The organism is Faecalibacterium sp. BCRC 81149 (assembly GCF_022750605.1).
GTDB classification, from domain to species: domain Bacteria; phylum Bacillota; class Clostridia; order Oscillospirales; family Ruminococcaceae; genus Faecalibacterium; species Faecalibacterium duncaniae.
The window spans coordinates 19,962-45,361 of sequence record NZ_QXJA01000015.1 but is presented as its reverse complement, the minus strand read 5'-3'; the positions used below and the strand labels follow the sequence as shown (position 1 = coordinate 45,361).

Here is a 25,400-nt window from a genome sequence, read left to right as displayed (position 1 = left end):
AAGGAGAAACCAATGGAAACCACAAAAGAAAGGGCCGCCCGTTGCGACCGGGCGACCCATGCGAGAAGATCCAGCAGCCTGCCAGCATACGGATCCCGCACCGCAAGTATAACACGCCGGCGCCGCCGTGCCAAGAGGAAAGCCCTGAGAGCTGCCACGCTGGCCGCTGCCGTCCTTCTGCTGGGCGGCATCTCTGTGGCAATCTTCACCACCCCGACCGGCAGCAAGCAGGAGACCAACATCCTGCCGCCGACCGCCACCGTCGGCACATACATCCCGGACACCCCCGCACCGGCCGCTGAGACCGTGGAGCCGACCGAGCCTGCCGTGCGCTACCCTCTGACCGACGCCGAGCGCGACGTCGTCGAGCGCGTGGTCATGGCCGAGGCCGCTGGGGAGTCCTTCGAGGGCCAGATGCTCGTCGCTCAGTGCATCCTCAACGCAGCCGAGAAGCGCGGCGTCGACCCCTCTGAGGCCGTCGTCCTTTACAGCTACACCAAGAGCCGGCCGGATCCCACACAGCGCGTCAAGGACGCCGTCGCGGCCGTGTTCGACCGAGGCGAGACCGTCGTGGACGAGCCGATCCTCTACTTCTACAACCCCGCCCTCGTGACCAGCGACTTCCACGAGAGCCAGATCTTCGTCATCGAGGAAGGCGGGCACCGTTTCTTTACAGAAAGGAGTACCAGATGAAACACCTCACCGAAATGAAGCCGGGCGAGACCCTGCACCTCCGCAGCGGCCGCGACCTCGAGCTCGAGAGCGTCACCCCTGTCACCTGCGGCGTGATGCTCACCTTCAACGTCACCGAGAGAAAGGAGGCTGCTGAAAAATGATCCAAGCCAACACCGTCATCACCGGCGACAGCCTGACCGTGCTGCGTGACATGGAGGCCGACAGCGTCGACATGGTCATCACTGACCCGCCCTACGGTATCGACTACCAAAGCGGCCGCAAAGAAAAAGCAAGCCGCCTCGCAAAAATCGCCAACGACAAGGCCCCGTTTATCTGGTGGATCTATGACGCCGCCAGAGTCGTGAAACGCGGGGGGGGGGGTACTCTGTTTTACCCGCTGGGACGTTCAGCAGGTATTCATCGACGCACTGCGTCTCGCTGGCCTGACGGTCAAGTCAGTCATCGTGTGGGACAAAAAGGCACACGGCATGGGTGACTTGAAAGGCTCTTTTGCCCCGCGATATGAGGCCATCATCTTCGCAACCAAGGGACGCTACGAGCTCCCGGGAAAACGGCCGGACGACTTGATTGCCTGCGCCAAGGTCGGAAACCAGAGCCTCACCCACCCCAATGAGAAGCCCGTGGCGCTGCTGGAGCAGCTCATCGAAGCCACTACGATCCCCGGCGCCCTGATCCTCGATCCCTTCGCCGGCAGCGGCTCCACGCTGGCCGCGGCCGCGAAAACCGGCCGGCAGTACATCGGGATCGAGATAGACGAACAATACAGCAAGCTCGCGGCCACCAGAGCCGCCGAGCACCATCAGAAAGGAGAAACAACATGAGCGATAAGATCAACGCGGCCCTCGCTGCCGAGCAGGCAGACGCAGAGGCCACCACCACGCAGGAGGCCGAGCTGCTGCCTGCTGCCACGCTGGACGAGCTGGAGCAGGTCGACCTCGGCACCGTCGCAGAGGGCGAGCGCGCCCCGTTCCGCATCACCGACGACCGCTGCGCCGACTGGGCCATCCGCAAGATCGCCGACGAGCGCAGCGAGTACGACCGCCTGAAGGCACTGGCCGACGAGCAGATCGCGGCCATCAACGAGAAAGTAGCCGCCGCCCGCAAGCGCATGGAGAACGGCACCTCGTACCTCACGAGCTGTCTGGCCGACTTCTTCGCCACCGTCCCCCACAAGGAGACCAAGACAACGGAGAAGTACCGCCTCCTCTCCGGCACACTGACCTTCAAGAAGGGCACCACCAAGACCAAGCTCGACGAGACCAAGCTGGTGCCGTGGCTCAAGGCCAACGGCTACGGCGAGCTCGTAAAGGTCGAGGAGTCGACCCGCTGGGCCGATCTGAAGAAGCTGCTCAGCTACACCGGCGACATCGCAACCCTGACCGAGACCGGCGAGATCGTGGAGGGCGTCACCGTCTACGAGACCCCGGGCATCTTCACGGTCGACGTGTAAGGAGGCACCGATATGGCAGAAACCAAGAAAACCGAGGCGGCCGCTGCTGCGGCCCCTCCTGAAGCCGCCTGCCTGACGCTCCGACAGAAGCTCGTCGAAATGCGGAAAGCCTGCCCGGAGATCGTCAAGAAGCAGCACAGCGACGGCGTCAGCTACAAGTACGCCAAGATCTACGACGTGTGGGAGAAGATCACCCCCATAATGAACGAGCTCGGCGTCGACTTCGACGTCATCAGCGAGCAGGCCACGCGCCACGCCGAGAACGGCGACCCGGTCTACTGGATCACCATGCAGACCAAGACACGCAACGGCGACAAGCTCATGTTCCTCTACGAGGCCGACCTGACGATCCGCTGGCTGAACCTCGACAACGACGACGAGACCATCGAGGCCACCGTCCACGCCGTCGGCTGGAACGATGACCCCGCCAAGGCCAAGGGCGCGGCACACACCTACGCCCTGAAATACTACCTTTTCGAGAAGTTCACCGTCGACCAAGGCGAGGACGACCCCGACAACAGTGACTTCGGCGCGCAGGGCAAAGGATCCGGCGCTGGAGGCCGCCAGCAGGCCACACAGGGCCGTCAGGGGCAGGGCTCCGGCCGTCTGAGCGACGCGCAGCTCGCGCGCCTCTACAAGAAGGCAGAGGCCGCAGGAATGACCAAGGAGCGCACCAACGCCCGGATCGTGGAGAAGTACAAAAAGCAGGATCCGGCCACCCTGACCCGCCAAGAGTACGACGAGATCTGCACGTCCCTCGACAATGCGGCCGCACAGCATAACCAGCAAGGAGGAAACGCCTAATGTATAACCACACCGGCCTCCAAGGCCGTCTAACCGCCGACCCTGAGCTCAGGTACACGCAGCAGGGCGCGGCGATCACCAGCTTCACCCTCGCCAGCGACACCGGCCGCAAGACCAAGGACGGCAAGAAGATCACCAACTTCATCGAGTGCGTCGCATGGCGCGCACAGGCCGAGTTCGTCTGCAAGTACCTGAGCAAGGGCCGCCTCGTTCTCGTCGAGGGCGAGCTCACGAGCCGCAGCTACGAGGACAAGGACGGAAACCGCCGCAAAGCCGTCGAGATCACGGTCGACTCCGTCCACTTCTGCGACAGCAAGAAGGACGGCTGCCAGAGCTCTGGCAGCGACTTCGCCGATCCGGGCTACTCTGAGGGCTCCGGCGACTTCGCGGAGATCGAGGACAATGGCGACCTTCCATTTTAACCTGACCGCCGGACGACCGGCAGACGACCAAAAGCAGGCCACAAACAAACGACCACAGAAAGGAGGTGACGACCGTGGCATGGCTGCAAGTGCATCAGACACTCAAGGATCACCGCAAACTGTTCGACGCTGCTGACCAGCTCGAAGTCGAGCCACCGCACATGATGGGGCTGCTCGTCTCGTTCTGGCTGTGGGCCCTCGACAACGCCCCAACCGGCAGCCTCGTCGACATCACGCCGCGCATGATCTCGCGGGCCGCTCAGTGGGACGGAGACCCCGAAAAGCTGGCGAAAACGCTGATCCGGGCGGGCTGGATCGACGAAAAAGAGGACGGGACGCTCGAGATCCACGACTGGTACGAGTACGCCGGCAAGCTGATCGACCAGCGGCAAGCCGAGAAAGAGCGCTCCCGCAGTCGCCGGGCCGCTGCTGCGGCGTCTGCCGACGCCTCGCCGGACGACCAAACGCCGACCGCAGGACGACCGGCAAACAGCCGCAAGAAAGCCGGAGGCAGAGTAGACCAGAGTAGAGAAGATAAGACAAGAGAAGGTAATACACCCCCTTCCCCCTCTGACGAGGGGAGTGACGGCGGCACGAAGTCGCTCGTCGAGGCCAGATTTCTCGAGTTCTGGAAAGCCTACCCGAAAAAGACCGGCAAGCAGTACGCTCTGAAGGCGTGGAACAAGATCAAGCCCACCGCTGAGCTCCACGAGAGGATCATGCAGGCGGTCGACGCTCAGAAGCGGAGCGACCAGTGGCGCCGGGAGAACGGGCGCTACATACCGAACCCGAGCACATGGCTCAACGGCGGCTACTGGGACAATGAGGAGGTGAACGAAGGTGCAGAAAATCAGCGAGATCCTGAACAGCCCGACAGCTCCGGCCGAGACTGGGGCAAGGGCTTCAAACCGGCCGACGACGAGTGACGCCGGTAACTGGATCTGGAGCAACGACGAGCGCCTCGCCGGCCGTCCCGGAGTCCCTGAGCCCGTCCCCTGCGAGTTCTGCGGCGCCCTGCGCTACCACAAGGGCATCCCGCTCGGCAACCGCATCCTCTGGCCTCCCTACGGAGCCGAGCGATGCACCTGCCCCGAGGCCGTGGCTGCCTATGAGAAGGCGAAGGCAGAGCGCGAAGCTGCTGAGGCCGCAGCCGCCAAGGCTGAGGAGGAGAAGAAAATGCGGGATCGCATCAAGCGCATCGTCGGCGAGTCAGGCATGGGCGACCGTTTCCTGCGGCGCACCTTCTCCACCTTCCAGCTCACCGACGACAACAAGCGAGCAGCGGCAGCCGCCCGCCGATATGCCGAGAGCTTCGACAGCCTGCTGCCGCAGCCCGGCCGTCAGGAACCCGGCCGCAACGGCCTGTTCATCGCTGGCCCGCCGGGCACCGGCAAGACACACCTCGCCGCTGCCATCGCCAACCACCTGATCGCGCAGGGCAAGCCGGTCATCTGCATGACGATGATCGACCTGTTGGAGCGCATCAAGCGCACCTACTCGGCAACCGGCGGCAGCGAGAGCGACGTCCTGAAGGTCTACAAAACCGTCCCGCTCCTCGTCATTGACGACATCGGAAAGGAGCCGCCGACCGAGTGGGCGATCTCCACGGTCTACAACATCATCAACGGCCGCTATGAGGCATACCTGCCGACCATAGTGACCACCAACTACGACACCGAGGCCCTGATCGACCGCATGACGCCGCGAGAAAGCCGCGACAGCATGACGGCCCGGGCCACCATCGACCGGCTCATGGAAATGTGCAGGGGCATCACCCTCACCGGCCAGAGCTGGCGCAGCAGGTGATCGAGATCCGCGAGACTACGCTCAGAGAGGCCAACGCCTACGTCGAGGAGCTGCACAGGCACCACGGCAAAGTCGTCGGCCACAAGTGGAGCCTCGCAGCCTACAAAGACGGACGCCTCTGCGGCGTCGCAATCGTCGGCAGGCCGACCGGCCGCTACCTCGACAACGGCAGCACCCTCGAAGTAACACGACTCTGCACGGACGGCACGCGGAACGCCTGCTCGGCGCTTTACGCAGCCTGCGCCAGACGCGCAAAGCGGGAAGGCTACGCCAAAATCATCACCTTCATCCTCCAGAGCGAGCCCGGGACGAGTCTCAGGGCTGCGGGCTGGACGCTGGAGGCCGCAAAAGCCGGAAAGCCCCGATGGAACAAGGAACGATACGCCACCAAGCCCGTGCAGCTCTCTCTTTTTCCGTCAAAGCAGCCGCCGGCCGAGTACAAACAACGATGGGCGAAAGCCCTGAACCAGAAGGAGGACACAACAACATGAAAAAGGTTTACATCTGCTCCCCGTGCCGCGGGGACTACGAGAACAACATCCAGCGCGCCAAGGAGTACAGCCGCGCGGCTGTGGAGAAGGGCGTCATCCCCGTCACCCCGCACATCTATCTCACGCAGTTCATGGACGACAACGTCCCCGAGGAGCGTGAGCTGGCCCTGAAGATCGGCAGCGAGCTGGTGCTCGGCTGCTCCGAGCTGTGGGCCTTCGGTATTGACCACCCTTCGGCCGGTATGGCCGCGGAGATCGAGCTCGCCAAGGCGCACGGCATCCCCGTCCGCAACGGCTTCGAGGCCATCAGCGAGCTGAAGCCTGACGAGGAGCTGGAAAACAGCGAGGAGGACAAGCCGGACATCGGCAGCGTCACGTTGCACCTGCCCGCCTTCAGGGCGATGGCAGTCTGCAACCAGCACCTCGACCACGGCCCCATCAGCATCGAGCTGGATGGCAGCGTCATCCTCGAGCTCGCCGACCGCCTGATCTCCGATCCGGGCGTCCACATCGAGATCGGAGGCTGAACGCCGTGACGAAGTACGACCCGAGAAAGAACGCGGAGGGCTACAACGACCCGACACCCTACGCAGCCGAAAAACACATGATGGCGCAGATCCGCGGCAAGCAGGCCAGAGTCGCCGGCGGCTACTTCGAGAATATCATCTCGGCCTCGTGCGACTACTACCTCAGCCGCGGCCTCGCCAAGATCGAAAAGACGCCGGAGCCCATGAAGCCCCTCGGCGCCAAGAACCGCAAGGGCCAGTTCCTCGCCTGCTATACCAAGCAGGCCCAGCCGGACTATGGCGGCACCCTGAAGGGCGGCCGGAGCATCTACTTCGAGGCCAAGCACACCGACGACGAGCGCATCGAGCAGCGCCGGCTCACTCAAGAGCAGCAGGACGACCTCGAGGCCCATCACAAACTCGGCGCCATCGCCTTCGTGCTCGTCTCCATGAGCCTGACGGACTTCTACCGCGTGCCGTGGCCCGTCTGGCGCGACATGGCCGAGATCTACGGCCGCAAGTACATGACGCACGCAGAGCTCTCCCGCTACGAAGTACCGGCGACGGCCGGCTTCATCAAGTTCCTGCACGGCATCGAGTCGGAAACGCTCGGAAAGGAGGACACCCATGATCCCACTCCCTGACAAGAAGTACAGCATCATCTACGCCGATCCTCCGTGGAGCTATCAGAACCGCGGCACCAGAGCGGCAGCCTCCAAGCACTACGACACCATGACCATCGAGGACATCAAGCGCATGGGCGTCGGAGCTGCGGGGGGGGGGGGGGGGGGTATTGCTAACGAGGATTGCGTGCTTTTCATGTGGGCGACCTTCCCCATGCTCCGCGAGGCACTCGACGTGATCGAGGCGTGGGGCTTCAGCTACAAGACCGTCGCCTTCAACTGGGTAAAGCAGAACAGAAACGGCACCGGCATCTTCATGGGGCTCGGAAACTGGACGCGCAGCAACTCAGAGATCTGCCTGCTGGCGACCAAGGGCAAGCCGAAGCGCATCAGCGGCAGCGTCCGCAGCATCGTCCTCTCCCCGCTCCAGCAGCACAGCAGAAAGCCGGCCGAAATCCGCGACAGGATCGTCGAGCTGATGGGAGACCTACCCCGCATCGAGCTTTTTGCCCGAGAAGCCGCCCCGGGATGGGACGTGTGGGGCAACGAAGCGCCGACGCCTGAAGTCAAGGACGCGCCAGTCGACAGCGTCGAGCTGGCCGGAAAGGAGGAAACACATGAACCAGACAACCAAAGAGACCCGGCGCCGCAGCTATGACGCCGTACTCCCCAAGCGGGCCGCCCGCTGCCGCCTGATCCTCGAGACCCTCGGCAACCGTGAGCTCACGGCCAGCGAGATCACCGAGGAGCTCGTCGCAGCCGGCCAGATCCCGTACTTCAACCGCAACTACGTCGCCCCGCGGCTCACAGAGCTGAAGGAGATCGGGATCCTCACGATGGTCGGCCGCCGTAAGGCCACCCGCTCGGACGCCACCGAGGCCGTGTGGGCCAGAGCGGAGCCTTCAGGCCCCACGGGCCAGACGGCCGCAGCCTACGCAGACAACCCGACCGAGGCCGAGCAGATGACGCTCGGATCGGCCACCTGAGAGGAGGGCCAACATGGAACGTCTGACCCACGAGAGAGTCAACGGCATCAAGACGGGCTACTGGAGCGCAGCCACCAAGGAGGTGCTCGTCCAGAAGCTCGCCGCCTATGAGAACACGGGCTATGAGCCCGACGAGATCCGCACAGCCATTGAACAGGCTGCCAAGAACAGCGAAACCAAGACCGCGACCATCATGGCCGAGTGCATCGCCGGAGCGATGAAGGACACGCTCGAGAAGTATGGCACGGCCGGCAGCGGAAAGAAAGGAGAAACCCCATGAACGAACAGAACCAGCGCGACAGCATCATGTCGATGGCCCGTGGCGCCTTCGAGGAGCGCGTTGACTATGAGATGGACAAGGTGATCCAGAACATCCTCGACCCCAACACGAAGGCCACGGCCAAGCGCAAGATCACCCTCACCATCGAGCTGACCCCGGACGACGAGCGCCGCACCATCGGCGTCTCCGTGACGGCCAAGTCTACGCTCGCAGCCACCAACCCCGTCGCCACGGCTCTCTATGTCACCTCTGACGGCAACGGCGAGCTCGTCGTCGCCGAGATGGTGCCGCAGGTGCCCGGCCAAATGAACATGGACGGCACGCAGCAGGAGGCCCCGAAGCTCCTGAAGCTCGTCCAGCACGGATAACCGCCAACAACACAGAACAAGGAGGACAACACAATGCTCGCAAAAATGATCGATAAAATCGTCAGCCTGAAGGAGACCAAGACCTTCGAGATCAACGGCCAGACCTACGCCGACGCAACCCTCACCCGCATCCCGCCTCACGTCGACCGCCCTGACTGCATCAGCGTCAGCGGCCTCGATAGCATCTGCAAGCTGATCCGCACCGAGCTCGAGAAGGTCGGCACGACCATCATGGTGCAGGTCAAGAGCAACGACACCGTCGAGGTGATGACCACCTACCTGAGCGACTTCTCCCGCAACACGCTCTACCGCGCCAAGGCTGACGCCCCGGGCCTGCGCACCGGCTTCAGAGGACGCGAGGTAGCTCTGATCGAGCTGCGGAGCCTCTGCATCCCCAACGAGGGAACGGCCTACCTGCTCGACCTGCTGAGTCGCATGACCAACGAGAACAGCGTCAGCACCAACGACAACGGCGTCACGCAGACCGTCGAGGCACGTCAGGGCGTCGCCCTCAACGCGGTCGTCGAGATCAAGCCTCGCGTCATGCTGCGGCCGTTCCGCACCTTCCTCGAGGTGGAGCAGCCCGAGAGCGAGTTCCTGCTGCGCGTGGATCCCGACGAGGGGATCGGCTTCTTCGAGGCTGACGGCGGCATCTGGAAGCTCGAGGCCAAGAAGAATATCGCCGACTACTTCCTGAAGAACATGGGCGATCTGATCGACGCCGGCAAGGTCGTCGTCATGCAGTAAATGGAGCGCCGGGCGGGCTCCGGCCCGCTCGGCTTTTCTGAAAGGAGCAGCACCATGAAAGAATACGAAACCCTCACCCGTGAGAAGGTCGACGTCGTGCCCTTCGGCTGCGGTATGCCGGAGACCCACCTGATGCAGGACTGGAGCGACAGGATGCTCGACCTGATCCTGAACGGGCCCACCATCAACGGCATCAAGAAGGACGAAGTGCGGGCCATGCTGCGCGAGACCTACACGGCCCTGAAGCAGTACGAGAAGATCGGCCCGATGGCCTCGCCCTTCATCAACGATCCGACAGCCATCGTGGCCCGGGCCTTCTCTGAGCTCTACCCCGGCGTCGAGTACGTCGCGCAGTACGTCCCCGACCTGCGGGACGAGACCAACGGCACCGCCTACGGCCTGACCATCTTTCCCGACGACGGCAGCACGCCGATCGTCTGCATCTCGGCCGAGGCGCCCATCAGCGCCGCTCCTGAGCTGCTGGCGCACGAGCTGGCCCACGTCGCCACCCCGGAGGACACGGAGCATGGCGAGAGCTGGAGCACAGCGTCGGAGGCTATATTCAAGAAGTACAACGAGCTCCTCGAGAAGCTGATCCCCGGAGAACCCGAGCCGATTGTCACGCCGTACTTACCTGCGGTGCTGAGCATTGGTGACGCAATCGCCATGCCTCTGCGCGATAACATCCCGGAGCCACCGACGGACGACTGGCAACTTACTACCTGCCCTGCCTGCGGCGCTGAGTGCTGGCAGACGGACACAGTCCGCAGGATCCTCGAGCAGGAACCGAAAGTGAGGACTGTCTGCACCGCCTGCGCCCTCAAGGGGCTCGGCAAATAATACAGGAGGTAATACATGAACAACGAAAGAAACAACAACACGGCAGCCGGCGGGATCGGCTTCTGCGGCCTTCTCGGCATCGCCTTCATCGTCCTGAAACTCACCGGCGTCATCGGCTGGAGCTGGCTGTGGGTACTGGCCCCGCTCTGGATCCCGGCCGTCATCGCCATCGGGATCCTGCTGATCTGCCTCGTGGTCGTGCTCTGCTGCGAGTTGCTGAAAGGAGCCCGCAAATGATGGACGCAGAAGCACGCCGGGCCCTGCTGGATCGTGCAATCACGACCTACGGCGCGCCGGCACAAATGGACATGGCCGTCGAGGAGATGGCTGAGCTGACCAAGGCCCTCTGCAAAATCAAACGGGCACAGGCTGGCTGCGAAGTGACCGCAGCGATCAGCAACGTGGTCGAGGAGATGGCAGACGTCCAGATCATGCTCGACCAGCTCCGCATCATCTTCCACCGCTCTACCGAGGAGGCCGAGGAGGCGAAGCTGGAACGGCTGAAAAACCGTCTTGACGGCCGAAACAACTGGCAGGACTCCAGCCTCCACAAGTGGATCGAGAAGCAATTCTCAGCAGGAGGTGACGGCCATGAATAAAGCAACCTGCCGGGGCTGCGGCGCTCCGATTGTCTGGATCAAGACACCGGCCGGGAAGGCCATGCCGTGCGATCCGACGCCGGTCTACTATAAGGCAGCGCCCGGCGGGAAGGACAAGATCGTCACCACCCGGGGCGAGGTCGTGAGCTGCGAGATCGTGCCCGGAGGTGAGGCCACAGACGCCGGATACCGGCCTCACTGGGCCACCTGCCCGCAGGCCGGGCAATTCAAGAGAGGGGGCACAGTTCGATGACAGCAACCGTAGCAAAAAACAAAACCGCCGCCGGCTATTTTCTGTGCAGGAGGAGCGAAGCGACGAAGCTGCTCGAGAAGGCAAAAACCGAAGCGGCCGAAATATTGAAAGAGCTCAAAGCCTTTTACACCGGCGACATCGGCATCACGGCGTATATCAACAGGCACGTCATGGGGTGCAGCGTGGCGGGAGATCTGACCATTAACGGTGAGATCTGCCGCAGCTATGACCCGATTGACCTGTGTTTTCTCGAGCTGAATGAGCTCATGATGAAAAGACTCATAGAAAGCCGAAAGGAGGATGACCCAAATGGCAAAGGATAAACCTCAGCCGCAAGGCGGCCCGGAGCTGGCCGAGTACATCACCACAGCGAAGCCGAAGGCATACGCCGGCGGCGTCCCTGTGTTCTGCGCACATGACGCCATCGTCCCGCTGAAGGATCTGCGGCCAAACCCGAAGAACCCAAACCAGCACCCGCCGGAGCAGATCAAGCTCCTCGCCTCTATCATCAGAGCGACCGGCTGGCGCGCCCCGATCACCGTCAGCAAGCGCAGCGGGCTCGTCACCAAGGGCCACGGCCGCCTCATGGCCGCGCAGCTTGACGATCTGACCGACGCCCCGGTCGACTATCAGGACTACGCAAGCGAGGCCGAGGAGCTGGCCGACCTGACGGCCGACAACCGCATCGCGGAGCTCGCTACCACCGACAACAAGATGCTCGCCGAGGTTTTCGCCGACATCGACACCGGCGAGATCCCGTTCATGCTCAGCGGCTACACCGAGGACGACTACGGCAACATCGTCACAGCCCTCTCGGAGGCGCTGCACACACAGGAGCCGAAAGGAGACCCGGACGAGGTCATCAAACCCCCGACAGAGCCGGTCACGAAACGCGGCGATCTCTGGATCCTCGGGCGTCACCGCGTCGTCTGTGGAGACTGCACGAGCGAAAAAGACCGCGCTCTCCTACTCGACGGAGCGACGCCGGAGATCCTGATAACAGACCCGCCATACTGTTCGGGCGGTTTTCAGGAAAGCGGCCGCAGAGCCGGCAGCATAGGAACAGACCGAAAGGATGGCAACCTACCGAAGATTGCAAACGATACCCTCAGCACCAGAGGCTATCAAGCCCTGATGAAGGCTATGCTCCAAGATCTGCCCGTGCTCGTTGCCTATATCTTCACCGACTGGCGTATGTGGGTGTATCTGTTCGACATCGTCGAGAGCAGCGGCCTCGGCGTCAAGAACATGATCGTATGGAATAAAAAGAGCCCGGGCATGGGCGTCGGCTGGAGAACGCAGCACGAGCTCGTAATGTTCGCCCACAGGACAAAGCCGAAGTTCGACAACCACAAGGGCTACGGCAACGTCATCGAGTGCAGCCGCACAGGCAACGAGCTCCACCCGACACAGAAGCCGACCGAGATCATCGAGACGCTGCTGGACAACACCCAATGGGCCCACGGAGTCGTCGACTTCTTCGGCGGCTCCGGCACGACGCTGGCCGCCTGCGAGGCATACGGGCAGCCCTCCTACATCATGGAGCTGACGCCCGCCTTCACGGACGTGATCGTCAAGAGGTACATCAGAATAACAGGAAAGACAACCGTGCGCTGCGTCCGTCAAGGCCGAGAGCTACCGCGCGAGGAGATCGCCGCGATCTTCGAGCCTGACGAGGAAGGAGGTGAGCAGGAGTGACGCCCTGACATAATGAGCGAGAAGCCGATCACACAACGGATCAAGGACAGGCTCGCGGCCTACACCGCCATGCTGAGGGACATCGACAACCAGCTCGAACGCCTCGACCGCATGGAGATGACGATGGCCTCACCGCCCGGCCCTGATCTGACAGGTATGCCCCGCGGATCCGGCACACCATCCGACCGCACCAGCATGATGGTGGAGCGGAAAATGGAGCTCGAGGAACAGATCGACCGGCTCAAGGCTGAGGAGAAGCAGGAGCGCAACGCCATCGAGGGCCTGATCCTCCAGCTCTCCGACCCCGACGAGCGCGCCGTCATCCGGCTGCGCTACTTCGACCGGGCTGACTGGGAGAGCACCTGCGGCGTCCTGTTCGGTGATCGGCGTGACTACGTCGACAGAGTGGACGCCTACCAGAACAGGACATACAAGATCCACGGCCGCGCCCTGCTCAACCTCGCCGCCGTGCTGGACGAGCTGGAGCCCCTGCCTGAGCTGCGGCAGTAAAACGCAGTAAAAGGAACAAAAGGGAAGTAAAAGGAATTGAAAAGCAGTAGCGACCCGTGCTATTCTATATCCTGCAAAAGACCGCCGGACACACGGGCAACGCCGTGACAATTCCGAGCGGCTGACCAGAGGAAAACCAAATAACAACCGACGGCAAGAGGCCGACGGGCGAACCAACGCCCGCCGGTCTCTTTTTGCGTATAGGAAGGAGGCGACGGCCATGCCGCAGAACAGCATCTCGGCGCAGCTCAGCAACCTGCAACAGCTCGTCGCTGACCTCGAGGCAATCGAGAACGGCGGCAAGAAGGCCATCAGCAACACCATCAAGGACGTCAAGGCCAGAGCCCCGGGCTGGATCGCTCAGGAGGTCACGGCCGTCTACAACATCAAGAAGTCGGAGATCACGCCCTCGGGCAGCGGAAAGCCGAAGAAGATGGCAGGCAGCATCCAGATCACCGGCGAGACCATCGAGGAGCTCGCCATCACCTACAAGGGCAGGCTCCTGACCCCTGTGCACTTCGGCATGACACCGAAGGCCCCGCCCCGCGGTAAGAGCTACACGCTGAAGGCGTCGGTGCTCAAGGGACAGAAGAAGGTAATCGGCCGCTATCTGAACACCCGTACCCCGGGCGGCCCGTTCTCGCAGCGCTCGCACAATATCCTCATGGGGACAGGCAACACCAAGGGAGACGGCACGAGCTGGATCCCATTCCAGCGAATGAGCAAGACCCGCACAGACATCAAGAAGCTGACCACCGTCTCGGTGCCGCAGATGATAACCAGCGACCGCACCAACGAGGCCATCATGCTCCGGCTCAACACCGAGACAAGCAAGCGCCTCGAGCACCACATGAAGCGAGCCCTCGGCCTCTAAGCCAGAGCCCACCAGAACGCCGCACAGCGCGTCCACAGCCGCACCAGACACCGAGCCCGGCCCACACCGCCAGACGCGCACAGCGCCGCGCAGACGCCTCCACGGCCACGCACAGCGCCGCAAGGTACTGTGACGGGCCCCTCTGGCCTGCGGTGCTGGCGAGCCCAAAAAACGCGCAGCCGGGAAAAATTTTTTTCGGGCCGTTTCGTTTCGCCCGAGCGGCAGAAAGGAGGGAACGCCATGCCGAACCCAACCAACAACAAGCTCGTCGACAGCAAGACCATCGCGGCCCTGTTCGACATGACGCCCCGCCGAGTGCAGCAGCTCACCAAGGATGGCGTCATCGCCGCGGTCAAGGAAGGCAACGCCAACCGCTATGACCTGCTGCCGACGATCCAGAGGTACATCCGATACCTGACGGCCAAGGCCAACGGCCGGGAGCCGTCGAAGAAGGACAGCGAGATCGAGGGCCGACGTCTGGAGGCTGAGGCTGACCTCAAGCGCAGCAAGGCAGACATCGCCGCCCTCCAGCTCAGTGAGCTCGAGGGCACCATGCACCGCAGCGAGGACGTCGAGGCTGTGATGACCGACCTCGTCTACAATATCAGGTCGATGCTCGTGGCCCTGCCGGGCCGTCTGGCCGTCGACGTCACCGGCGCAGCAACACCCGCCGAGGCGTCTGAGATCATCCGCACAGAGGTCTACAAGATCCTGACGGAGCTGGCCGGTTATAAATACGATCCCGAGGTGTACGCCCGGCGAGTAAGGGATCGGGAAGGCTGGAGCGAGCAACTCGCGGATGACGCGGACGACTAAAAAAGCCGCCGCGAAGCTCAATACCGCCATCGCCGGAGCGGTCAAACGCTTCGCCCCACCTGAGAGCCTGACCGTGGACGAGTGGGCCGACAAGCACCGCCGCCTCTCCCCGGAAAGCTCAGCCGAGGCCGGCCCGTGGCGTACCAAGCGCACCCCGTACCTCGAGGAGCCCATGCGGGCCTTTACGGATCCGAAGGTGCACAAAATAGTCATGGTGGCCGCTTCTCAGGTCGGCAAGTCTGAGCTCGAGCTCAACATCATCGGCTACATCATCGACCAAGACCCCGGCAGCATCCTCTACGTCCACCCGACCATCGACGACGCCCGGAAGTTCAGCCGCCTCCGCGTGGCCCCTATGATCCGCGACAGCAAACCCCTGAAGGCGAAGGTGCACGACGTCAAGGCCAAGGACAGCGGCAACACGATCCTCCAGAAGTCGTTCCCGGGCGGGATGCTCACCCTGACCGGCTCCAACAGTGCCTCGGCTCTGGCCTCCACGCCTGCCCGCTATATCATCGGCGACGAGCGCGACCGCTGGGCGACCAGCGCCGGCACCGAGGGCGACCCGTGGGCGCTGGCCGAAGCACGTCAGGCCACATTCTACAACGCCAAGGCGGTCGAGGTCTCCACCCCGACCATCAAGGGCAACAGCAACATCGAAACGAGTTTTTACCAAGGCACGCAGGAACGCTGGTGCCACCGCTGCCCCGAGTGTGGGGAGTACAGCGAGATCGTGTTCGACAATATCCACTTCGACCCGGAGGCCAAGAGGATCCGCGGGAAAAAGTCGTGGAGCCTCAAGAGCGGCGTCTCGTGGAGCTGCCCGGCCTGCGGCTGCCTGATCCCCGAGGACGTCATGCGAAAGCAGCCGGCCAAGTGGATCGCCGACAACCCGGACGCCTACAAGAAGGGCGTCCGTTCTTTTTGGCTCAATGCCTTCTCGAGCCCGTGGACTCCGTGGGAGAAGATCGTCCTCAAGTTCCTCGACGCCAAGGATGACCCGCAGCGCCTCAAGGTCGTCTACAACACCCTGCTCGGTCAACTGTGGGAAGATCGCGGCGACCTCGAGGACGAGGACACCATGCTCGCCCGCCGTGAGGACTATGGCACCCGCCCGGACGGCACCCCTGTGGAGCTGCCTGACGGCGTGCTCGTGCTGACCTGCGGCGTCGACACTCAGGACAACCGCCTCGAATACGAGGTAGTCGGTCACGGGAAATATGGCGAGACGTGGGGCATCATCAAGGGCTACATCATGGGCCGACCAGACACCCCGGAGGTCTGGCAGCGGCTCGATGACGTGGTCGACCACGTCTACAAGTTCAAAAACGGCCGCGGCCTGAAGATCTCCATCACCTGCGTCGACTCCGGCGGCCACTTCACCCAAGAGGTCTATGAGGCGTGCCGGGCCCGCGTCGGCAAGCGCGTCTTTGCCATCAAGGGCAAGGGCGGCGACGGCATCCCCTTCGTCTCGCCCCCGAGCAAGGTGCCGATCCGCGACAACAAGCGGATCACCTGCTGGCTCTACACCATCGGCGTCGACGCCGGCAAGGCGACGATCATGGCTAATCTGAAGGTGCAGGAGCCCGGGCCAAAATACTGCCATTTCAACCGGCACCCCGACGCCGGTTATGACCTCAATTTCTTCAACGGGCTCCTCTCCGAGAAGCTGGTGCTCACGCACACGCGCCGCGGCGACCGCTGGGCGTGGGAGAAGCTGCCCGGGCACAACCGCAACGAGGCCCTCGACTGCCGCGACTACGCCAACGCCGGCCTCAAGATCATCAACCCCGACATGGACGCTATCGAGCGCCGCCTGCAAGGGCTGGAGGAAAAACCGAGGGCCCCGCAGCAGCGACAGCAGCGGCAACGGCACAACCGGGCCGACGCCTTCGACGACTGGTAAGGAGGACAGACCACAATGAGAAAGACCCGCGAACAAATCGAGTACCAGCTCTCCATCAAGAGGAACCGGCTGGAGCTCTACCTGAAGCGAGAGGCCGAGATGCTGGACGGAGGCGTCCAGAGCTACGGCATCGGCTCGCGCAATCTGGCCCGCTACAACACCGACCTCGGATCCATCCGGGCCGCCATCAAACAGCTCGAGGCAGACATCGAAGCCCTCGAGGCCGCACTGAACGGCGAGAAGCCGCGAAAAGCTGTGGGAGTAGTGCCCCGAGACTGGTGAAAGAAGCCCCGAAAGGGGCTTTTTTCATAGGCCGACGCCGGGAGTTTTCGCTCCTTTTCTCCCGACTCGGCCATCTTCACCATGAAGGAGGTGAGCACCATCAGCAAAAGAAAAAGCAGAAGCCGCCCACAGAACAGGCGGCAGCAGCCGCGCCCCGTGAATAAGGGCTACGGCGACGCCGGCGCGAGCTGGCACAAGAAGGCGACCAAGGGCTTCAGAGCTATGAGCGGCAGCCCGAAGGAGGACATCGACGCCAACAACTACACCCTGCGGCAGCGTGCCCGGATGCTTTACATGGCGGCCCCGATCGCCACCTCTGCCATCCGCACCAACCGCACCAACGTCGTCGGCATCGGCCTCCAGCTCAAGAGCCGGATCGACCGCGAGGCGCTCGGCATGACACAGGAGGCCGCCGACGCATGGCAGGCTCAGGCCGAGCGTGAGTTCGCTCTCTGGTCTGAGAACAAAAGGGCGTGCGACGCCACCGGCGTCAACAACTTCGCAGCCATGCAGCAGCTCGCACTCTCCTCGTGGCTGGTCAGCGGCGACGTGTTCGCCGTCGTGAAGCAGTACGAGCCGACGCCGCTCACGCCCTACTCGCTACGCCTGCACCTGATCGAGGCCGACCGAGTCGCCACGCCAACGACCTCCAGCATCATCACCCCGATGCTGCTGACCACCGGCAAGGCGGCCAACGGCAACACCATCTACGACGGCGTCGAGGTGAACGGCGACGGCCAGATCGAGGCGTACCACATCCGCAGCACCTACCCCTTCGAGCTCGGCAGCACGACGACAACGTGGGCTCGTGTTCAGGCATACGGCGAGCGGACTGGCCTGCCGAACATCCTGCACGTCATGGAGAGCGAGCGCCCGGATCAATACCGCGGCGTCAGCTATCTCGCGCAGGTCATCGAGCCCCTGCTCCAGCTTCGCCGCTACACCGAGAGCGAGCTGACTGCGGCGGTCGTCGAGTCGTTTTTCACGGCCTTCATCAAGACCGAGGCAGGCGCCGGCGACAACCCGTTCAACGAGGTCGGGAGCAGCCTGCCGGAGGTGAGCCGAGATCCTAACGAGTACGAGATGGGCCCCGGCCAGATCAACATCATGGAGCCCGGCGAGGACGTGACCTTTGCAGACCCCAAGCGGCCGGCCAGTGGCTTCAACACCTTCCTGCGCGCCATCTGTGAACAGGTGGGCGCCGCGCTCGAGATCCCGGCCGACCTTCTGCTCAAGAGCTTCAACAGCTCGTACAGCGCCAGCCGCGCCGCCCTGATGGAGGCGTGGAAGGCGTTCCGCATGAGGCGCAAGTGGTTTGTCGATGACTTCTGCACGCCGGTATATGAGATCTGGCTCTCTGAAGCCGTCGCCCGCGGCCGCATCAGCGCCCCGGGCTTCTTCACAGATCCGGCGATCCGCGCCGCATACCTCGGCGCCGAGTGGATCGGCCCCTCTCAGGGACAGCTCGACCCGACGAAGGAGATCACGGCCGAGATCCTCGCCATCGGCGAAGGCATCACGACCAGAGAACAGGCGACCATCCGACTCAACGGCGGTCAGTGGGACGCCAACGTCGACCAGCTCACTCGGGAAAACGAGAAGCTGCGCGCAGCGCAGGGGCAGGTCGACCAGAGCACAGCGGCCAGCGGCACGATCTCCGCAGCTCTGCGGGAGGCGATCGTCACCGAGGCCATCAAAAGCATCAAGGAAGGAGACAAGCATGAGAACGCATAACACTCCCCGGCTCTGCGCCGGGCCTCAGACTGCGGGCACGCCGATCAAGTTCTGGAACGTCGCCAGCATCGGCGACGACGAGGGCGAGATCACCCTCTACGGCGACGTCGTGAGCCGCCAGCCTGTGGACTGGTGGACGGGCGAGCCCGAGCCCGGCCTCTACATCGCGCCCGAGAGCTTCATGGAGGATCTCGCGGCCGTCAAGGGCAAGAGCAACATCACCATCAAGATCAATAGCTGCGGCGGCGACCTCTACACCGGCATCGCCATCCACAACGCCATCAAGGGCTTGACCGGCCACAAGGTCGTCGTCGTGGAAGGCATCGCGGCCAGCGCGGCCAGCGTCATCGCCTGCGCGGGCGACGAGGTACAGGTCTATCCCGGCAGCATGGTGATGATCCACGGCGTCGCCGGGCTGCTCTACGACTACTACACCCTCGCAGACCTGAAGAAGCTCCAGAAGGACTTCGACGCGAGCGAGCGGGCCATCGCGGAGATCTACCACGCCAAGACCGGCCTCGAGGTCGACCAGCTCCGCAGCATGATGACCCGCGAGACGTGGATGGTCGGGCAGGAGGCCATTGACAACGGCTTTGCCGACACCCTGCTCACAGACGAAGGCCCCGACGTCGCCCTGAGCGCCGACAAGAAGGTGCTCCTCGTCGCCGGCATCCGGCACGACGTCAAGGGCTTCAGACACATCCCGGGGACGATCCCCATCGACAACAGCATCCACGCCGCCCCTGCGGCTGGAAATAAACACGCGGCCGCCAAGAACGACGGCCCCAAGAAGGAGGACAACAAGACCATGACCCTCGAAGAAATGAGAGCACAGCACCCCGACGTCGTGGCTCAGATCGAGCAGCAGGCGGCCGAAACTGCCAGAACGCAGGAACGCGCCCGCATCGAGGCCATCGACAGCATCGCCGCAAGTGTGGGCGACGCGCAGCTCGTCAGGGACGCCAAGTACGGCGAGACCCCCTGCACCGCTGAGCAGCTCGCGCTCAAGGCTATGCAGAAGCAGGCGGCCCTCGGTGCCAAGCACCTGAAGGACGCCAAGGCTGACAACGACGAGTCCGGCGCTGCCGGCGTCGGCGCTGCCCCTAACGGCGGCGAGGAAGGCAGCGAAAACGACGACAAGGCAAAGGTGGACGCCATCGTCGGCCTCTACAACTCCACCAAGTCTCAGAACGGAGGTAAGAAGTAATGAGCAAGAGACTGGACGAAAACCTCGGCAGCGTCGGCTATGACGGCCTGATCGTTGCCAACGAGCCCGTCGCTGACGTGTTCACCGTGACCATCCGCAAGGAGGCCACCGCCGCAGCCACCTATAAGCGCGGCACCGTGCTGGCCCTGTCTGCCGGCACTGCCGGCGACGGCAAGCTGGTGATCCTCGGCACCACCGCGACCACCAACGAAACCCTGACCGCCAACTGCATCCTCGCCGAGGACGTGGAAGTCGGCACCACCGCGGACGTGACCGTGCTGGCCTACCGTACCGGCCACTTCGCCCGCAACAAGCTGGCTGTCGCAAGCGGCTACACCCTGAAGGCGACCGACGAGGAGGAGCTGCGCAAGGCCGGCATCCTGCTCTCCGACGCCATCGAATACTAAGAGAAGGAGGACAACAAAATGCCTTTTAACTTCTACGACACCCACACGCTGCTCATGGCCGTGCAGCAGCTCACCCCTGCTGCGACCTTTCTGCGTGACCGCTACTTCCCCACCAACGACGCGAGCGACATCTTCGCCACCGACGATGTGCTCGTCGAGTTCCGTGACGGCAGCAAGAAGCTGGCGCCCTTCGTGGCCCCTCGCAAGGGCGGCGTCACCGTCCTGCGCGCCGGCTACAATATGGAGCGCTACACCCCGCCCTTCGTGGCTCCCCGTCGCGTCCTGACCCTCGACGAGCTGCGCAAGCGTGGCTTCGGCGAGGCTCTCTACTCTCAGCTCACCCCTGAGCAGCGCCAGCAGACCCTCATCCTGCGCGACGCTGACGAGCTGGGCGAGCTCATTACCAACCGCGAAGAAGCAATGGCCGCCGAGACCATGCTGACCAACGGCTGCGTGATGAAGCACATCGCCGACGACGTCGACAAGACCGACGAGATGGAGATCCGTTTCTACTCCGAGGCCAGCAACCCCGCGACCTACACCCCGACGGCCAAGTGGGACGCCACCGGCGGCAAGATCCTGAAGGATCTGGAGGCCATGATCCGTATGCTGACCAAGCGCGGCCTCCGCGCTTCTGATCTGGTCTGCTCCCCGGACGTGGCTGACACCATCATCAACGACGCAGCCGTGCAGAAGCTCCTCGACAACCGCCGCATCGAGATCGGCAACGTGGAGCCTGAGCTGCTGCCTGACGGCGCTGCCATCGTGGCCCGCCTGAACGTCCTCGGCCGCATCATCAGCGTCATCTCCTACGACCTGACCTACACCGACGACGAGGGCAACGACAAGCTCTACATCCCGTCCGGCAAGTGCGTCCTCACCGCTCCCGGCGCTGGCCGCACCGCCTACGGCGCCGTCTCTCAGGTCGAGCAGAGCGACGGCGAGTTCCACACCTACGCCGGCCGCCGCGTGCCGAAGTATGTGAGCAGCGCCGAAGGCAACAGCCGCACGCTGACCATCTCCAGCCGCCCGCTGATGATCCCCAACAACAAGAACCCGTTCATCGTTGCGGACGTCCTGACGGGCTGAGCGCAGCAGAAAGGAGCAGAGCATGATCCAGATCATCAAGGGCACCTTCGGCTACTATAACGGCCGCAAGGTAATCCCCATCACTGAAGCAGACGGCCCTCAGAAGTTCGACGACGAGCTGGAGGCCCGTCTGGTGAAGGAAGGCGTCGCCAAGTACATCGGCGAGCTGGGCGAGACTGCCGAGCAGCCCGCACCCGCTCCCGGCGACGACGCCGACGAGCCTGCCAGCACCAACACCGCGGCCGACGAGGCCCCTGAGTACAACGAGGACATGAAGCTCGACGAGCTGAAGGAAGTGGCCGCGCGCTATGGCGTGGACGCCTCTGCTATGCGCAAGAAGGCCGACGTCATCGCTGCCATCGAGGCCACCAAGGCCGAGCAGCCTGATGACGGCGCCGACGACGAGGAGCCCCCTCAGATCGGCGCCGCCGATCCCGTCTGATGGCCTTCAGCTTCAAGGCGATGGTCGAGGCTGACCGTCGGCGCACGTTTCTCAATCTCGACGAGTTCGGTGAGAAGCACACCGTCGAAGGCAGAGCCATCGCCGCCGTGCTGGACGACAACGCCCTGAAGGAACGCCAAGGGGGGCAAGAGCTGAGCGTCGCGGAGTCCTCTCTGCTGCTTTATGCGGCGGTCGAGGATCTGCCCGCTCGGCGCCCGGCGGGCGAAGGGCTCAACGTCGACGGCCGCGAGTACATCGTCAACGACTGGAGCGAGGACATGGGGATCGCCACCGTGGCCCTCGGCCAGACTGTCACCATGTAGGAGGTGCCCCATGTCCATCGTCAACAGCATCGAAACCGTCCGGGACTGGCTGACCGCCGAGGTCTGCCCTCTGGTCAAGCTGAAGCTCCCCGACGACAACGCAACGGACGCCTCCTACCCATACAAGCTGGTAAACCCGGCCGCGTTCTCGCTTTTCGTACCATCGAAGGACAGGACACCCCCGAACATCGCCGCGCCGATCCCGTCGGTCTGCGTGCAGATCGTTCAGGGCGACGACGACCTGCTCCAGAGTGCCCGAGACATCAAGATCCGGCTCTGCTTCTCAGCGTGGGATCCCGGCTACCACGGGCCCGACATCTTCAAGCCGAAGGGCGACGGCAGCGGCACCTACATCCAGCAATACAACGAGGCGGCGGCCTCCTACTTCGTGAAGAACGGAGAGGGCTGGCGTGACGCATGGAATTTTGTGGACACAGCTCTCCGGCTGATTGAAAACGCCGAGTACCTCGGCGACCTCCGCGTCATCAAGGAGAAGGGCATCACCTTCGGCCCCGTCACGGAGCAAGACGCCGTCCCCGACTTCTACCCGTACTGGTTTGCATGGGCTGAGTTCTCCGTCGAGGAGACACTGACCCGCAACCCGAAAAGCTACCAACACCTGCTTTAAGGGCAGCCGCTCGGCTGCTCTAATTTCATGCAAAGGAGGATAAGCAGATGGCAAACGAATACCTCTACGGCGCCTACGGCCACATCGGCGAGACCGTGGCACAGAGCGCCGTGCAGGCGGGCACCACGCCGGTCTATATCGGCACGGCACCCGTCAACCTCGTGCGCGGCTTCGGCGAGGCCGGCATCATCAACGCGCCGATCAAGATCACCAGTCTGGTCGACGCTCAGAAGAAGATCGGCTACTCGTCCGACTGGGGCACCTTTACCCTGTGCGAGGCCGTGTACGCGCATTTCAACAACACCCTCGGGAACATCGGCCCGATCTACGTCATCAATGTGCTCGACCCCTCCGCGGGCAAGCACCGTAAGGAGGCGGCCACCACCAAGGCCCTCACCTTCACCGGCGGCCGCGCCGAGTTCGCCAGCGACAAGATCATCCTCGACACCCTGACCATCGCAAAGAATGACAGCGGCAACTACGTCGAGGGCACCGACTACGCTGTGGACTATAACTTCACCAAGGGCACGGTCATCATCACCAGCCTGAAGGACGACGCGCAGCTCGCCGGCAGCCTGACGGCCAGCTTCAGCGAGGTGGACGACTCTGAGATCGCAGACAGCGACATCATCGGCGGCGTCACCTCCTCCGGCGAGTACAGCGGCCTGAGCGCGATCGCGCTGCTCTATCCCGAGCAGTTCGCGGTCTGCAATCTGATCGCGGCCCCCGGCTGGAGTCACAGCCCTGCCGTCTACAACGCCATGCTGACGGCCTGCAAGAAGATCAACGGCCACTGGGACGCCTTCGTCGTGGCCGACCTGCCCCTCGTGGACAGCACCGCGCAGGCGGTCGACACGATCACCAAGGCGATCGCATGGAAGAAGGCCAACGCCTTCGCCGGCGAGCGCTCTAAGGTCTACTGGCCGCAGGCTGTGGACAACCTCGGCAACGTGTTCCACCTGAGCACGCTGGCCGTGGTCGAGCTCATGCGCGCCGACTTCAGCCACAAAAGCGTCCCGATGGAGACCTGCGGCAACAAGGCGATCCCCGTCATCAAGCAGTATTTCGGCGCCAACGCGAAAAACCGCGGCTTTGACCAGCAGAGCGGCAAGGAGCTGACGCAGAACGGCATCAGCACCGCCGTGGCATGGGGCGGCGAATGGGTACTGTGGGGCGACCATACGGCCGCCTACACCTACGGCGCAGACGTGGATCCCCGCGCGATCTTCGACGTCTCCATGCGGATGCTCATGCACATCACCAACGACTTCCAGCGCGAGTGGAGCCCGGAGATCGACGGGCCCATGACCCGCGCACTGAAGGATCGCATCATCAACCGCGAGCAGGAGAAGCTCGACGGCTATGTCAGCATGGGCGCGCTGCTCGGATCCCCTGTGATCCTGTTCCTCGAGAGCGAGAACAGCACCACCGACGTGATGAATGGCGACTTCCGCTGGGACATCGCCGTCACCCCGACCCCGCCCCTCAAGTCTGCGAGCGTCTACGTCGCCTACACCGACGCGGGCTTCTCCGTCTACTACGAAGGAGGTGACGAGTAATGGCAAACCTGTGGCTCGACCTGAAGGGCCCCATCCTCGCAGATACCGTCTATGTGGACGGCGTCCTCGCCGCCAAGGACGTGACCATCGCCCTGCCTCCCGTCAACCTTGTGACGGCTGACTTCAAGGCGATGGGAACCTACACGGCGCCGCTGCCCGGCCAGATCGAGGCGATGGAGGCATCCATCACTAAGATCGGCATTGACCTCGGCCTGCGCAGCCTCGTCAAGCTGACGAGCAAGACCATCGAGATCCGCTGGGCGCAGGACGTCAAGCTCTCCGACGGCTCCACCAAGACCGAAGGCTGCAAGGCGTTCCTCCGCTGCGTCTCCAAGGGCATCCCCGGCCTGAGCGTGGATCCCGGCAACGCCAGCGAGAACGAGATCGCGCTGGCCGTCAGCCGCTACCAGCTTTTCGTCGCTGGCAACGAATACTGGCTGATCGACCAGCTCAACTCCATCATGCGCGTCGGCGGCGTCGACTACGCCAAGGACATCCGCAGCGTCCTGTAACAAGAAGGGCGCCGCCTCCGGGCGGTGCCCTCTATTTATCGAAAGGAGACACACATGGAAAAGCTGACACTCCAGAACCCCATCACCATCAACGGCAAAAAGGTCAAGACTCTGACCTATGACACCGACGCGATCACCGTGGGAATGTTTGCCGATGCTGAGGCCCGCAAGCTCCGCGCGACCTCCAACAAGGGCGGCGGCAGCGCCGGCGCCTGCGAGCTCGACTACTCCCTGCACGCCTATCTCGCCATGATGGCGATCGTCGCCGTCAACAGCGACATCGACGTCAGCGACCTCGAGCGCATCAGCGGCCCCGACGTCATGGAGCTTATGAGGATCGGTCGAAATTTTACTACGGCGAGGTCGGCGGCACAATCCGAGGAAAGCGGCTCGGAGAGCTCGTCCGAGACTACTCTCGAGCCTTCCACACCTCAGTCGGCGAGCTCCGACGGGAACGCCTGACCGACTTCCTGATGGAATACTACGAGGCAGCCGAGGAGGCCAAGCGGCAACGCGACAAGGCCGCCTCAATGCCCCGGAAT

38 protein-coding genes are annotated in these 25,400 nt (G+C 63.3%); all 38 read left to right on the top strand.

The window, feature by feature from the left end; genetic code table 11:
* Positions 1-12 precede the first annotated feature (12 nt).
* The 38 genes from D3F01_RS13575 to D3F01_RS13390 all read left to right on the top strand — a co-directional run bounded on the left by D3F01_RS13575 (position 13) and on the right by D3F01_RS13390 (position 25,320).
* The gene (locus D3F01_RS13575; RefSeq protein ID WP_242889252.1) at positions 13-693 is read left to right on the top strand and encodes a cell wall hydrolase; all 681 of its coding nucleotides are present in this window, start codon (positions 13-15) and stop codon (positions 691-693) included.
* Positions 690-836, top strand: coding sequence for a peptidylprolyl isomerase (locus D3F01_RS13570; protein WP_195278354.1), 147 nt, complete (start codon positions 690-692; stop codon positions 834-836). The genes D3F01_RS13575 and D3F01_RS13570 overlap by 4 nt, the downstream gene beginning before the upstream one ends.
* The gene (locus D3F01_RS13565; protein WP_242889250.1) at positions 833-1,171 is read left to right on the top strand and encodes a hypothetical protein; all 339 of its coding nucleotides are present in this window, start codon (positions 833-835) and stop codon (positions 1,169-1,171) included. Before D3F01_RS13570 ends, D3F01_RS13565 begins: the two co-directional genes overlap by 4 nt.
* Entirely contained in the window at positions 1,140-1,517 is a 378-nt protein-coding gene (locus D3F01_RS13560; protein WP_347568005.1) for a DNA methyltransferase, read from the top strand. Before D3F01_RS13565 ends, D3F01_RS13560 begins: the two co-directional genes overlap by 32 nt.
* Positions 1,514-2,146: a host-nuclease inhibitor Gam family protein gene (locus D3F01_RS13555; RefSeq protein ID WP_242889246.1), complete on the top strand. Its 633-nt coding sequence runs from the start codon at positions 1,514-1,516 to the stop codon at positions 2,144-2,146. Before D3F01_RS13560 ends, D3F01_RS13555 begins: the two co-directional genes overlap by 4 nt.
* Before the next feature lie 12 nt (positions 2,147-2,158).
* Positions 2,159-2,950, top strand: coding sequence for an ERF family protein (locus tag D3F01_RS13550; RefSeq protein ID WP_008981453.1), 792 nt, complete (start codon positions 2,159-2,161; stop codon positions 2,948-2,950).
* Positions 2,950-3,372: a single-stranded DNA-binding protein gene (locus tag D3F01_RS13545; protein ID WP_242889244.1), complete on the top strand. Its 423-nt coding sequence runs from the start codon at positions 2,950-2,952 to the stop codon at positions 3,370-3,372. Before D3F01_RS13550 ends, D3F01_RS13545 begins: the two co-directional genes overlap by 1 nt.
* 74 nt (positions 3,373-3,446) lie before the next feature.
* Positions 3,447-4,298 carry a hypothetical protein gene (locus D3F01_RS13540; RefSeq protein ID WP_227144320.1) on the top strand — a complete coding sequence of 284 codons (852 nt, stop codon included), beginning with the start codon at positions 3,447-3,449 and terminating at the stop codon, positions 4,296-4,298.
* Positions 4,213-5,178, top strand: coding sequence for an ATP-binding protein (locus D3F01_RS13535; RefSeq protein WP_242889243.1), 966 nt, complete (start codon positions 4,213-4,215; stop codon positions 5,176-5,178). The genes D3F01_RS13540 and D3F01_RS13535 overlap by 86 nt, the downstream gene beginning before the upstream one ends.
* Positions 5,175-5,669 carry an XF1762 family protein gene (locus D3F01_RS13530; protein ID WP_242889242.1) on the top strand — a complete coding sequence of 165 codons (495 nt, stop codon included), beginning with the start codon at positions 5,175-5,177 and terminating at the stop codon, positions 5,667-5,669. The genes D3F01_RS13535 and D3F01_RS13530 overlap by 4 nt, the downstream gene beginning before the upstream one ends.
* Entirely contained in the window at positions 5,666-6,196 is a 531-nt protein-coding gene (locus D3F01_RS13525) for a DUF4406 domain-containing protein (protein ID WP_008981449.1), read from the top strand. Before D3F01_RS13530 ends, D3F01_RS13525 begins: the two co-directional genes overlap by 4 nt.
* A gap of 5 nt (positions 6,197-6,201) precedes the next feature.
* Complete coding sequence (locus D3F01_RS13520) at positions 6,202-6,819, top strand: Holliday junction resolvase RecU (protein ID WP_242889241.1); 618 nt, start codon at positions 6,202-6,204, stop codon at positions 6,817-6,819.
* Positions 6,803-7,456 (top strand): MT-A70 family methyltransferase, encoded by a 654-nt coding sequence (locus D3F01_RS13515; protein ID WP_242889236.1) that lies wholly within the window; start codon positions 6,803-6,805, stop codon positions 7,454-7,456. Before D3F01_RS13520 ends, D3F01_RS13515 begins: the two co-directional genes overlap by 17 nt.
* A complete protein-coding gene (locus D3F01_RS13510) occupies positions 7,416-7,784 on the top strand; it encodes a DNA gyrase (RefSeq protein ID WP_242889234.1) in 369 nt (122 codons plus the stop codon). The genes D3F01_RS13515 and D3F01_RS13510 overlap by 41 nt, the downstream gene beginning before the upstream one ends.
* Positions 7,785-7,797: 13 nt before the next feature.
* On the top strand, positions 7,798-8,064 hold the full coding sequence (locus D3F01_RS13505; protein ID WP_242889232.1) for a hypothetical protein: 267 nt from the start codon (positions 7,798-7,800) through the stop codon (positions 8,062-8,064).
* Entirely contained in the window at positions 8,061-8,432 is a 372-nt protein-coding gene (locus D3F01_RS13500) for a hypothetical protein (protein WP_033121166.1), read from the top strand. Before D3F01_RS13505 ends, D3F01_RS13500 begins: the two co-directional genes overlap by 4 nt.
* A 33-nt stretch (positions 8,433-8,465) precedes the next feature.
* On the top strand, positions 8,466-9,179 hold the full coding sequence (locus tag D3F01_RS13495) for a hypothetical protein (RefSeq protein WP_242889230.1): 714 nt from the start codon (positions 8,466-8,468) through the stop codon (positions 9,177-9,179).
* A 54-nt stretch (positions 9,180-9,233) separates the two neighbouring features.
* The gene (locus D3F01_RS13490; protein ID WP_242889229.1) at positions 9,234-10,019 is read left to right on the top strand and encodes a hypothetical protein; all 786 of its coding nucleotides are present in this window, start codon (positions 9,234-9,236) and stop codon (positions 10,017-10,019) included.
* Between the two features lie 15 nt (positions 10,020-10,034).
* On the top strand, positions 10,035-10,256 hold the full coding sequence (locus D3F01_RS13485; protein ID WP_242889227.1) for a hypothetical protein: 222 nt from the start codon (positions 10,035-10,037) through the stop codon (positions 10,254-10,256).
* Positions 10,253-10,618: a hypothetical protein gene (locus D3F01_RS13480; protein WP_242889226.1), complete on the top strand. Its 366-nt coding sequence runs from the start codon at positions 10,253-10,255 to the stop codon at positions 10,616-10,618. The genes D3F01_RS13485 and D3F01_RS13480 overlap by 4 nt, the downstream gene beginning before the upstream one ends.
* Before the next feature lie 61 nt (positions 10,619-10,679).
* Positions 10,680-10,871 carry a hypothetical protein gene (locus D3F01_RS13475; protein WP_242889224.1) on the top strand — a complete coding sequence of 64 codons (192 nt, stop codon included), beginning with the start codon at positions 10,680-10,682 and terminating at the stop codon, positions 10,869-10,871.
* Entirely contained in the window at positions 10,868-11,194 is a 327-nt protein-coding gene (locus D3F01_RS13470) for a hypothetical protein (protein WP_242889222.1), read from the top strand. Before D3F01_RS13475 ends, D3F01_RS13470 begins: the two co-directional genes overlap by 4 nt.
* Entirely contained in the window at positions 11,181-12,569 is a 1,389-nt protein-coding gene (locus D3F01_RS13465) for a DNA methyltransferase (RefSeq protein WP_242889220.1), read from the top strand. Before D3F01_RS13470 ends, D3F01_RS13465 begins: the two co-directional genes overlap by 14 nt.
* 123 nt (positions 12,570-12,692) lie before the next feature.
* Positions 12,693-13,079 carry a hypothetical protein gene (locus D3F01_RS13460; protein WP_242889218.1) on the top strand — a complete coding sequence of 129 codons (387 nt, stop codon included), beginning with the start codon at positions 12,693-12,695 and terminating at the stop codon, positions 13,077-13,079.
* A 220-nt stretch (positions 13,080-13,299) separates the two neighbouring features.
* Positions 13,300-13,953 carry a serine/arginine repetitive matrix protein 2 gene (locus D3F01_RS13455; protein WP_242889216.1) on the top strand — a complete coding sequence of 218 codons (654 nt, stop codon included), beginning with the start codon at positions 13,300-13,302 and terminating at the stop codon, positions 13,951-13,953.
* A gap of 240 nt (positions 13,954-14,193) precedes the next feature.
* Positions 14,194-14,769: a protoporphyrinogen oxidase gene (locus D3F01_RS13450; RefSeq protein WP_008981434.1), complete on the top strand. Its 576-nt coding sequence runs from the start codon at positions 14,194-14,196 to the stop codon at positions 14,767-14,769.
* Positions 14,753-16,675: a phage terminase large subunit family protein gene (locus D3F01_RS13445; RefSeq protein WP_242889214.1), complete on the top strand. Its 1,923-nt coding sequence runs from the start codon at positions 14,753-14,755 to the stop codon at positions 16,673-16,675. The genes D3F01_RS13450 and D3F01_RS13445 overlap by 17 nt, the downstream gene beginning before the upstream one ends.
* A gap of 15 nt (positions 16,676-16,690) precedes the next feature.
* On the top strand, positions 16,691-16,957 hold the full coding sequence (locus D3F01_RS13440; protein WP_118647711.1) for a hypothetical protein: 267 nt from the start codon (positions 16,691-16,693) through the stop codon (positions 16,955-16,957).
* A gap of 156 nt (positions 16,958-17,113) precedes the next feature.
* Positions 17,114-18,691 carry a phage portal protein gene (locus tag D3F01_RS13435; protein WP_242889212.1) on the top strand — a complete coding sequence of 526 codons (1,578 nt, stop codon included), beginning with the start codon at positions 17,114-17,116 and terminating at the stop codon, positions 18,689-18,691.
* The gene (locus D3F01_RS13430; RefSeq protein WP_242889210.1) at positions 18,678-19,898 is read left to right on the top strand and encodes a head maturation protease, ClpP-related; all 1,221 of its coding nucleotides are present in this window, start codon (positions 18,678-18,680) and stop codon (positions 19,896-19,898) included. The genes D3F01_RS13435 and D3F01_RS13430 overlap by 14 nt, the downstream gene beginning before the upstream one ends.
* Complete coding sequence (locus D3F01_RS13425; protein ID WP_242889209.1) at positions 19,898-20,305, top strand: head decoration protein; 408 nt, start codon at positions 19,898-19,900, stop codon at positions 20,303-20,305. Before D3F01_RS13430 ends, D3F01_RS13425 begins: the two co-directional genes overlap by 1 nt.
* 18 nt (positions 20,306-20,323) lie before the next feature.
* Positions 20,324-21,394: a major capsid protein gene (locus D3F01_RS13420; RefSeq protein ID WP_278252057.1), complete on the top strand. Its 1,071-nt coding sequence runs from the start codon at positions 20,324-20,326 to the stop codon at positions 21,392-21,394.
* 22 nt (positions 21,395-21,416) lie between these two features.
* Positions 21,417-21,836, top strand: coding sequence for a Rho termination factor N-terminal domain-containing protein (locus D3F01_RS13415; RefSeq protein ID WP_223474783.1), 420 nt, complete (start codon positions 21,417-21,419; stop codon positions 21,834-21,836).
* Entirely contained in the window at positions 21,836-22,159 is a 324-nt protein-coding gene (locus tag D3F01_RS13410) for a sugar ABC transporter ATP-binding protein (protein ID WP_033121172.1), read from the top strand. Before D3F01_RS13415 ends, D3F01_RS13410 begins: the two co-directional genes overlap by 1 nt.
* Before the next feature lie 10 nt (positions 22,160-22,169).
* The gene (locus D3F01_RS13405; protein ID WP_020989847.1) at positions 22,170-22,787 is read left to right on the top strand and encodes a hypothetical protein; all 618 of its coding nucleotides are present in this window, start codon (positions 22,170-22,172) and stop codon (positions 22,785-22,787) included.
* Between the two features lie 47 nt (positions 22,788-22,834).
* Complete coding sequence (locus tag D3F01_RS13400) at positions 22,835-24,346, top strand: phage tail sheath family protein (protein ID WP_242889207.1); 1,512 nt, start codon at positions 22,835-22,837, stop codon at positions 24,344-24,346.
* Positions 24,346-24,858 carry a phage major tail tube protein gene (locus D3F01_RS13395; protein WP_242889205.1) on the top strand — a complete coding sequence of 171 codons (513 nt, stop codon included), beginning with the start codon at positions 24,346-24,348 and terminating at the stop codon, positions 24,856-24,858. Before D3F01_RS13400 ends, D3F01_RS13395 begins: the two co-directional genes overlap by 1 nt.
* 54 nt (positions 24,859-24,912) lie before the next feature.
* Entirely contained in the window at positions 24,913-25,320 is a 408-nt protein-coding gene (locus tag D3F01_RS13390) for an early nodulin 20 (N-20) (RefSeq protein WP_118761587.1), read from the top strand.
* Positions 25,321-25,400: the final 80 nt, after the last annotated feature.

Coding starts and splice junctions, on each gene's coding strand:
- D3F01_RS13525 (WP_008981449.1), top strand. CDS start 5,666: ATGAAAAAGGTTTACATCTGCTCCCCGTGCCGCGGGGACTACGAGAAC.
- D3F01_RS13420 (WP_278252057.1), top strand. CDS start 20,324: ATGCCTTTTAACTTCTACGACACCCACACGCTGCTCATGGCCGTGCAG.
- D3F01_RS13390 (WP_118761587.1), top strand. CDS start 24,913: ATGGAAAAGCTGACACTCCAGAACCCCATCACCATCAACGGCAAAAAG.
- D3F01_RS13460 (WP_242889218.1), top strand. CDS start 12,693: ATGGCCTCACCGCCCGGCCCTGATCTGACAGGTATGCCCCGCGGATCC.
- D3F01_RS13505 (WP_242889232.1), top strand. CDS start 7,798: ATGGAACGTCTGACCCACGAGAGAGTCAACGGCATCAAGACGGGCTAC.
- D3F01_RS13480 (WP_242889226.1), top strand. CDS start 10,253: ATGATGGACGCAGAAGCACGCCGGGCCCTGCTGGATCGTGCAATCACG.
- D3F01_RS13475 (WP_242889224.1), top strand. CDS start 10,680: ATGCCGTGCGATCCGACGCCGGTCTACTATAAGGCAGCGCCCGGCGGG.
- D3F01_RS13465 (WP_242889220.1), top strand. CDS start 11,181: ATGGCAAAGGATAAACCTCAGCCGCAAGGCGGCCCGGAGCTGGCCGAG.
- D3F01_RS13455 (WP_242889216.1), top strand. CDS start 13,300: ATGCCGCAGAACAGCATCTCGGCGCAGCTCAGCAACCTGCAACAGCTC.
- D3F01_RS13440 (WP_118647711.1), top strand. CDS start 16,691: ATGAGAAAGACCCGCGAACAAATCGAGTACCAGCTCTCCATCAAGAGG.
- D3F01_RS13445 (WP_242889214.1), top strand. CDS start 14,753: ATGACGCGGACGACTAAAAAAGCCGCCGCGAAGCTCAATACCGCCATC.
- D3F01_RS13400 (WP_242889207.1), top strand. CDS start 22,835: ATGGCAAACGAATACCTCTACGGCGCCTACGGCCACATCGGCGAGACC.
- D3F01_RS13485 (WP_242889227.1), top strand. CDS start 10,035: ATGAACAACGAAAGAAACAACAACACGGCAGCCGGCGGGATCGGCTTC.
- D3F01_RS13555 (WP_242889246.1), top strand. CDS start 1,514: ATGAGCGATAAGATCAACGCGGCCCTCGCTGCCGAGCAGGCAGACGCA.
- D3F01_RS13565 (WP_242889250.1), top strand. CDS start 833: ATGATCCAAGCCAACACCGTCATCACCGGCGACAGCCTGACCGTGCTG.
- D3F01_RS13450 (WP_008981434.1), top strand. CDS start 14,194: ATGCCGAACCCAACCAACAACAAGCTCGTCGACAGCAAGACCATCGCG.
- D3F01_RS13575 (WP_242889252.1), top strand. CDS start 13: ATGGAAACCACAAAAGAAAGGGCCGCCCGTTGCGACCGGGCGACCCAT.
- D3F01_RS13545 (WP_242889244.1), top strand. CDS start 2,950: ATGTATAACCACACCGGCCTCCAAGGCCGTCTAACCGCCGACCCTGAG.
- D3F01_RS13490 (WP_242889229.1), top strand. CDS start 9,234: ATGAAAGAATACGAAACCCTCACCCGTGAGAAGGTCGACGTCGTGCCC.
- D3F01_RS13495 (WP_242889230.1), top strand. CDS start 8,466: ATGCTCGCAAAAATGATCGATAAAATCGTCAGCCTGAAGGAGACCAAG.
- D3F01_RS13510 (WP_242889234.1), top strand. CDS start 7,416: ATGAACCAGACAACCAAAGAGACCCGGCGCCGCAGCTATGACGCCGTA.
- D3F01_RS13430 (WP_242889210.1), top strand. CDS start 18,678: ATGAGAACGCATAACACTCCCCGGCTCTGCGCCGGGCCTCAGACTGCG.
- D3F01_RS13550 (WP_008981453.1), top strand. CDS start 2,159: ATGGCAGAAACCAAGAAAACCGAGGCGGCCGCTGCTGCGGCCCCTCCT.
- D3F01_RS13425 (WP_242889209.1), top strand. CDS start 19,898: ATGAGCAAGAGACTGGACGAAAACCTCGGCAGCGTCGGCTATGACGGC.
- D3F01_RS13570 (WP_195278354.1), top strand. CDS start 690: ATGAAACACCTCACCGAAATGAAGCCGGGCGAGACCCTGCACCTCCGC.
- D3F01_RS13395 (WP_242889205.1), top strand. CDS start 24,346: ATGGCAAACCTGTGGCTCGACCTGAAGGGCCCCATCCTCGCAGATACC.
- D3F01_RS13405 (WP_020989847.1), top strand. CDS start 22,170: ATGTCCATCGTCAACAGCATCGAAACCGTCCGGGACTGGCTGACCGCC.
- D3F01_RS13500 (WP_033121166.1), top strand. CDS start 8,061: ATGAACGAACAGAACCAGCGCGACAGCATCATGTCGATGGCCCGTGGC.
- D3F01_RS13515 (WP_242889236.1), top strand. CDS start 6,803: ATGATCCCACTCCCTGACAAGAAGTACAGCATCATCTACGCCGATCCT.
- D3F01_RS13415 (WP_223474783.1), top strand. CDS start 21,417: ATGATCCAGATCATCAAGGGCACCTTCGGCTACTATAACGGCCGCAAG.
- D3F01_RS13410 (WP_033121172.1), top strand. CDS start 21,836: ATGGCCTTCAGCTTCAAGGCGATGGTCGAGGCTGACCGTCGGCGCACG.
- D3F01_RS13470 (WP_242889222.1), top strand. CDS start 10,868: ATGACAGCAACCGTAGCAAAAAACAAAACCGCCGCCGGCTATTTTCTG.